This is a genomic window from Flavobacterium sp. FPG59, assembly GCF_002150205.1.
Taxonomy (GTDB): Bacteria; Bacteroidota; Bacteroidia; order Flavobacteriales; family Flavobacteriaceae; genus Flavobacterium.
This window is the reverse complement of sequence record NZ_MTCA01000156.1, coordinates 1-7,431: the sequence shown is the minus strand read 5'-3', so window position 1 is coordinate 7,431 and position 7,431 is coordinate 1. Positions and strand designations below refer to the sequence as shown.

Genomic DNA, 7,431 nt, shown 5'->3' with positions numbered 1-7,431 from the left:
ATTTACAACTATTTAAACTAATTCTGTAAAACTTTTTTTGTAAAACAGTTCTAGATTTACAAAAGACGAATACTAAATTCATCTTTTAAATTGTAACTATTATGGAAATGAGTCAAATGAACAACAACGAAGCCAGAAAAAAAGAAACAATTGGCATTGACCAATACATACAAACAGCGCCAAATGTACAATTGTACCTGAAAGATTATGGAGAAGGAAAACCCGTAATTCTAATTCATGGCTGGCCATTATCCAATGAAATGTGGGAATATCAAATGGAGGCTTTAATTCAAAACAACTTTAGAGTAATTGCCTATGACCGTCGTGGTTTTGGTAAATCCTCACAACCTTGGGATGGTTATGATTATGATACTTTGGCTGACGATTTGAAAGCCATTATTGAGTATTTGAATCTGGAAGATGTGGCTCTTGTAGGTTTTTCAATGGGTGGCGGCGAAGTAGTGCGCTATTTTAGCCGTCACGGCGGAAAAGGAGTTACAAAAGCTGTCCTAATTGCATCTATAACCCCTTTTCAATTACAAACCGATTCAAATCCCAATGGTGTGCCACAAGAAAAATACGATGCAATGGCAAGCCAGATTAAGGAAGATCGCATTAGCTTTCTAGATAACTTTGGAAAAACATTTTTTGGCGTAAGTTTTATCAGTAAACCTATAAGCTCTGCTTTGCTGCACTACTATCGCATGCTATGTTCTTTTGCTTCGCCACAGGCAACTTTGGCATGTGCCAAATCATTTTCGTCAACAGATTTCCGAAACGAGATGAAAACCGTGACAGTGCCAACCCTAATCATTCACGGAGATGAAGACAAAACCGTTCCCATAGAAATAACTTCAGAAATTGCGGCTAAACTTATCCCTGACAACACCTTTCTTATATATGAAGGAGCGCCTCATGGATTGTTTTATATAGAAAAAGACAAACTAAATGCTGATTTGATTCAGTTTTTAAATACGTAAATTTTCTTTGTTATACCTAAAAAAAATCCCATTAGCCGCTAAGGCCAATGGGATAAATCAAGTATGCAAGTTAAGCTAAAGCTTATTTTACATCCATTAATTCTACATCAAAAATAAGAGTAGCATTTGGTGGAATCACTCCTCCAGCTCCTCTTGGACCATATCCTAAATCAGATGGAATTACAAAACGAGCTTTGTCACCTACTTTTAAAAGTGCAATACCTTCGTCCCATCCTTCGATTACTTGACCTTGACCCAATCTAAATTCGATTGGTTTTTTTCTTGGGTATGATGAATCAAAAACTTTTCCGTTTTCTAATGAACCTTCATAGTGTACCGAAACAGTTTTACCGCTTTCTGCTTTTTTACCTTCACCTCTTTGAATGAATTGGTAACGCAAACCGCTTTCTGTTTTTTCAAATCCAGCTGCTAATTTTTCCATAGCTGCTTCAGCTTCTGCTTTTAAGGCAGCGTCACGCTTGTTTCTAGCCCCTTTAAAAGTGATAAAAGACTCAATTGCGTTCCAGTTTTTAGCCTCTTCACCTTCTCTTACAATTTCTAAAGATTCTAAAACATCACCTTGAGCTACAGCATCAACAATATCTTGTCCTTCAACAACGTGTCCAAAAACAGTGTGCTTGTTATCCAACCAGTCTGTAGGGACGTGTGTAATGTAAAACTGAGAACCATTTGTTCCTGGACCTGAATTAGCCATTGCCAAAACTCCCGGACGGTTGTGTTTTAAACTTGGGTGAAATTCATCATCAAATTTGTACCCTGGATCTCCTGTACCTGTTCCTAGTGGACAACCACCTTGAATCATAAAATCAGGAATTACTCTATGAAATTTCAAACCGTCATAGAACTTAACTCCTTGTGGTTTTACTTTGTTTTCAAGGTTTCCTTCAGCTAAAGCTACAAAGTTACCTACTGTTCCTGGTGTTAAATCGTGTGTGAGTTTTACTAAAATAGCACCTTTTGTAGTGTTGAATTTAGCATATATTCCGTTTTCCATTATTGTTTAATTTTTATTGAATTGCAAATTTACGAAAATAATTTTAAAAAGGGAATTTGGAGATTCGTTGATTTAGAAATGGTCGATAATGAAATAATAGTTTAATATAGTAAACGAATTTAACAGAAAAAAAATGAATCAAGAATAACATAATTACGAAAGATAATCTCTATTTTAAAAGTCACATCTTCACTCCCACTCTAATGTATTTATCTCTTAATCAATTGTTAATTAAATTATTTCGTTTTATTGAAACTCTTCATTGTTTTACCATCATAGCGAAAAACGCCTTCAAAGGTAGCCAACCAAATATTCCCATCTCTTGACGCACTGAGTCCAAAAATCATTGGTAAATTAGGAATTGTGACTCCTTGGGAATATTCAGTACGTACAGCATTTGAACGCAATTGAGAAAGATCCCATTTGGGTGTCACTCCATTTTTTGCAGAGCCTAACCATATAGCTCCGCTAGCATCTTCGACTATGCTAGACACGATAGTTTTAGAAAAATTACTAAAAGCATTGTTCTGGCAACGCCATAAACCGTGGGGACCGCCAAGCCATATAGATCCGTTTGAGTCTTTCACAAGGACACGAACGTTATAAAAAGGTTTCCGATCATGAGTCATTACAATTGTTTTTTCTTGATTGTATTGGTACGTTTTGTCCCCTGTGGCAATCCATAAAACACCTTTATCATCTTTCAAAATAGAATTGACGGTATGCTTAAAAGATTGCCTTTTTGCAAATGTTTTTCCAGTTTTGTCTTCATGAATTCCGTTTTCGTCTATAATAAAATTTTGAAAAGAACTACCATCAAAGAAACTAAACCCACCTGATACGCCAAACCAGAACGTACCGTCTGTATCCTCATAAATACTACTCACTTCATTGTTAAGAAGTCCTTGCGCAGTTGTAAAGTTTTCGTAAGATTTTCCGTCATACCGATACACTCCAGAAGCATCTGCACCAACGGTACCAAACCACAAATTACCTTTTGTATCTTCTAAAATAGAATAAAAGCGTGATGACGTTAAGGATTTTGTCATGTTAGTAAAAAACGTTCCGTCATATTTATAAACACCACGAAACGATGCCATCCACATCATCCCTTTTTTATCCTGAATGATATTTCTAGTAATACCTACAGGTCCGTGTGTGGTGGTAGCTTTAAGATCACTGGCATTGACTTTTGTTATTTTCCCTTCCAATTGATGTTGTGTACACGAAACATGACAAACAAAAAGCAGGTAGAGTACGATTATTTTTATGGAATTTATCATGTTTTTTTTGTTTACTAAAAAATAAAATCACCTCAAATACAAAACTAATTTCAGATTAAGCTAAGTGCAAAATTCGTTGCAGTAGCCGTTATACTTTCGGCTTTTTTTCCAATTTGTTTACGGTAAAAGCCAGAATCTCCAACCATTCCAATGTTGACCATAATAATAATTAAAATCTTTATAATCTGTATTTTCATCAAGGTCATGCGTTTTCAATAAGTTTATAAAATCACTCTCTTTTTCAAAAGTTTCGACAGAATTATTGGCCAAGTCGTAAACGAAATAGCTGCCTTCGTAATTTTCATTTCCCTTGCTAATATAACCATATACGAAATCAGCTGTTATTTTAAAACTATCTATTTCAATCATATTTATTGGCCCTTCATCTTGGATATATGCTTGCATTCCATCGACTTCTTGAATTGCTTTACCGTGTCCGATTGGAATTCTTGCACTGTCACCAAGTCCGTGATCACCAAAATGAGAAAACATAAAAAAGAAAAGAAAAATAGAGATGTAAAGTCCACTTAAAAACCAAAGTTTAAACTTTTTCTTTGAAACTTTATCAAACCAAGAATTTGGATTATGATTAGCAACTATTTTAAAAACTACTAGTATTAAGCTTGCATAAATACAACTTAAAATCGATATTTTTAATAGTTCAAATACAAGGTGAAATAATGCCATTTTTTTATTTTTCTATTTTCCGTTTAGTTTTTTTCTGACACATAACTTCTAGCTATGACAGTGGGTTTTGGACCTAAATTGAGCCCATTATTTATGTTGCTAATCGAGCAATAGAGAATAGACCAAGTATATCATCCCAAATACAAAACCAACTTCCCATTTCACCTATTGCCCAAATACGTTGTAATAACCTTTATCTACTGGCTCTACAATTTCATTGTTATAAAGTATTCTGCTATTCTCAATATGACAAAACAAATAAAAGCAATTCCTAATTTGATTATAAATTTAAATCTCGGTTGCTGAGATGTATTGAAATGGATTAAACTCTTGATGCTTTGAATAACTTTATCTTTATTCAACCATAAAATTAATAGAATTACTAATTGGTATAGAATCGCTGCTTTTAGAGCTCCATTATGCACTTGGAAATATATGTCTTGTAAAATCACATTTACAAGTATGGTAGATGTGAACAAACAACCAATAATTCTGGTTCTTTTTATCAAAATCAATGTTCCTCCAATTATTTCAAAAAGTCCTAAAGTTATTGCATATGCTTTTGAGTAACCATAAAAAGCCCACATCAATTCCATTCCAGTCATTTCCGAAACAGTTTTGTCAATTTCAGCTGCTCCATCAAATTGAACTATTTTAGCTCCACCATAAATAAACATGGCAAATACTACAATCCAACTAATTGCATTTTCAAAAATTTCTAATTTATCATTTCTGTCGAATTTCATTCTTTTGTTTTTCTTTTAGGTTGTTACCAGCATGTGACTACTTTGAGATGTGCGAATTAAGGAAGCCTAGACTTTCAGATAAACATTGACTTTACAAATACAAAACCATTTCCCCATTAAGTCTAATTACTAAACTGCTATTAGCTTGTTTGCTCCTGATGTTTTAAATTTTATTTTCCAACAAGTCCTTAGCCAAACTTGCAATTTTAAGTTTTCGGTTTCTAATTACATAGTTTAAATCAGATGTGTTGTCTATCATTAATTGTCTATTATAATAATTAATGTGTTCAAGAATCCCAAAAACGTTTGCTATGATTGCCCACAACATCAAATTCTCTGTTTTTACTTCCCAATTAGAAAAATATAGCTGAATAATAAATACTAACGGGACTAAACCTATCATATAAAGATTGTTTTTTTTTGATTTCCTAAAAAACATTAGATTCTTGTTTTGGTCAAATGCCTTTCCTGTAAGCCTATCCAGTTTTAGTTTCCAGTAAAGTTGCCCTTGAAATAATATGCAAATACACAAAACTAAGCCATATAAAATAAATAGTATATCAAGAAATGAATTAGTAAAGAGCAAATAGATCCCAATTAACGGGAAAGTAATAAATGCGTGCGACCGTTCCAATGGCTGATACCACTTCAACCGTTTTATTAAATCTTTTTTTGTCATTTTTCTGTTTTTATTTAGGTCAGTTTGAACACTTGTAGCTAGCGTTTTGGGACTTCAGCAAGTTTGGTAATAAATAAAACCCATTATTCGGATTTGCTAAATCTTCTAAATACAAAGCCATTTTCAAATTAAGTTTATAACTCAAATTGCTTGTAGCATATATGTACGTGTTTTTTTTATCCATTTGCAATTTGTTCAGCGGCGACATCCATTAATTGTAAAAATCGATCGAGTACAGTTTGATTTGGTGTAGCAGAACGAGGGTCAACTGAAAAGAGTAATCTGTATGCAGTATAATTCACACAAGGAGTACCTAATATTCTGGTACTTAAACCATCTAATTTACTCGCTGTCGTTGAAGACATATGTGCTGCAGAATTTCTTATTGTTTTTAAGTCCATTAAGTCATTATTAATAGCTCCAAGTGATGTTGTGAAAACATAACCTTGATGAAAAAATATTTTACTTATTTTTCTTATAGCTTCAGGATTTGACCAATCCATATGATTTTGATTACCAATAATTATTTGCTGTGCGTGGTCTTTATCAATGGGATTGGCCCATTTTGCAGGTCTGTTATTTAAAATAGACGGCTCATTAACTAGATAGTCTACAAAGCTATTTTCTACAAATGTTTCCCAAGCAATAAATATTCTTAAGAATGCTGACTCACAAATAAATTCCCGAAGATTTCTAACAATTTTATAATTACCATTTGCATATTTGTGGTGACCAAAGTTGATATGAGAGACTAATTCTGCTGTTGTCAAACGAAAATCAATTAAATTTTGAGCTAGTGCCATATTACAGAGAATTTATAATATCAATAATAAATTCCGACCTTCTAATCCTAACTTTGGTATCAGTAGTGGCTCTCCTACTATCCTCTAAAAATTGAATTTGCTCAACAGACATATTTTGAAAAGGAATAGTATCGAATAATATATTTAAATTTGTTAAATTTAGTTTAGCTCTTTCAAATTTATTTTCTGGAATTTGGATTCTAACTTTACTGAAATTCTTCAATCCATACTTTGTATGGTATAAACTTGTAAAAATTGTATAAAATAAATGTATTCTTTTAAATGGTGTGTTTTTTAAACCTTCATTAAATATAGTTTTTAACAATTCAATCGTTTCATCAAAACTTTTTTCTATTGATTCTGAATCAAAATCAAAGCTTTTTTCATATTTAAGATAATAAGCTTTAATTTGTTTTTTAGATTGAATTCCTTCACACATAGATATGACCAAGTCGGAAACTAAAGTTACATCTGCCATTCGCAAAATGTTTTGATGAGTTAGAAGTTTGTTTTCTAACCAAAAATCATTGTGTTTATGAGATAGTTTATCAACTAGAATTTTAAATTCACTAAAATGATTTGCATTTATTTTTTCTTGTTCATTAAGAACTACAGAATAAGAATTTAATCTACTAAAAATATCTAAAATTTCTCTATCTGGTAAATTAACTAAAAGGTCTACCGAAATTTCATAATTTAAAATTACAGATTGTATATCTGGGTCGACATTACTAAGTTGACTGAAATAATATCCTCCATATTTTTCATTGTGTTTTTTACTTATAATAAAACCATCATTTATATATGAAAGAATTGTTCTTAATCTTTGTTGCCCATCTACAACTTCTCTAATAGATTGCCTATTTTCAACATTTATTGTTTGTCTAATAAAGATCTTAGGTATAGGCTTACCCCTTATTATTGTATCCATCAGATATGATTTTGCGTCATCAGACCAAACAGCTTTCCTTTGAAATTTTGGTGATAATTGAAGTTGTTTTTTATCATTCCATTCCAAAAAATCATTTATACTATACGCTCTACTATCAAAATTTTTCATAAATTATTTTAGTTCGTTATTTTAGTTAATACCTGTATTACGGATTATTGCGTTCCAACACTTATTGAGGTTGTTAACTGCGGAACCGATTATTTTCTATTAAAGATAAAATTTCTTGCGAAATGTAAATGTATATTTACTAAAAAATTTGCAATCTTGACAAATGGCTGTTATGCTT

8 protein-coding genes are annotated in these 7,431 nt (G+C 32.2%); 1 reads left to right on the top strand and 7 read right to left on the bottom strand.

Annotated elements, in window-relative coordinates:
• Positions 1–101 precede the first annotated feature (101 nt).
• Entirely contained in the window at positions 102–980 is an 879-nt protein-coding gene (locus FPG59_RS12105; protein WP_086454854.1) for an alpha/beta fold hydrolase, read from the top strand.
• Positions 981–1,062: 82 nt separating this feature from the next.
• Here the strand turns inward: FPG59_RS12105 and FPG59_RS12100 are convergent, their stop codons facing one another.
• The 7 genes from FPG59_RS12100 to FPG59_RS12070 all read right to left on the bottom strand — a co-directional run bounded on the left by FPG59_RS12100 (position 1,063) and on the right by FPG59_RS12070 (position 7,253).
• Entirely contained in the window at positions 1,063–1,995 is a 933-nt protein-coding gene (locus tag FPG59_RS12100) for a peptidylprolyl isomerase (protein WP_086454853.1), read from the bottom strand.
• Between the two features lie 236 nt (positions 1,996–2,231).
• Positions 2,232–3,278: a two-component regulator propeller domain-containing protein gene (locus FPG59_RS12095; protein WP_086454852.1), complete on the bottom strand. Its 1,047-nt coding sequence runs from the start codon at positions 3,276–3,278 to the stop codon at positions 2,232–2,234.
• Positions 3,279–3,395: 117 nt separating this feature from the next.
• Positions 3,396–3,965, bottom strand: a complete 570-nt coding sequence (locus tag FPG59_RS12090) for a hypothetical protein (RefSeq protein WP_086454851.1) — start codon at positions 3,963–3,965, stop codon at positions 3,396–3,398.
• 206 nt (positions 3,966–4,171) lie between these two features.
• Entirely contained in the window at positions 4,172–4,711 is a 540-nt protein-coding gene (locus FPG59_RS12085) for a hypothetical protein (protein ID WP_086454850.1), read from the bottom strand.
• 163 nt (positions 4,712–4,874) lie between these two features.
• A complete protein-coding gene (locus FPG59_RS16440; RefSeq protein ID WP_140344649.1) occupies positions 4,875–5,114 on the bottom strand; it encodes a hypothetical protein in 240 nt (79 codons plus the stop codon).
• A gap of 452 nt (positions 5,115–5,566) precedes the next feature.
• Entirely contained in the window at positions 5,567–6,193 is a 627-nt protein-coding gene (locus FPG59_RS12075; protein WP_086454848.1) for a hypothetical protein, read from the bottom strand.
• Between the two features lies 1 nt (position 6,194).
• Positions 6,195–7,253: a DUF262 domain-containing protein gene (locus FPG59_RS12070; RefSeq protein WP_086454847.1), complete on the bottom strand. Its 1,059-nt coding sequence runs from the start codon at positions 7,251–7,253 to the stop codon at positions 6,195–6,197.
• Between the last annotated feature and the right edge of the window lie 178 nt (positions 7,254–7,431).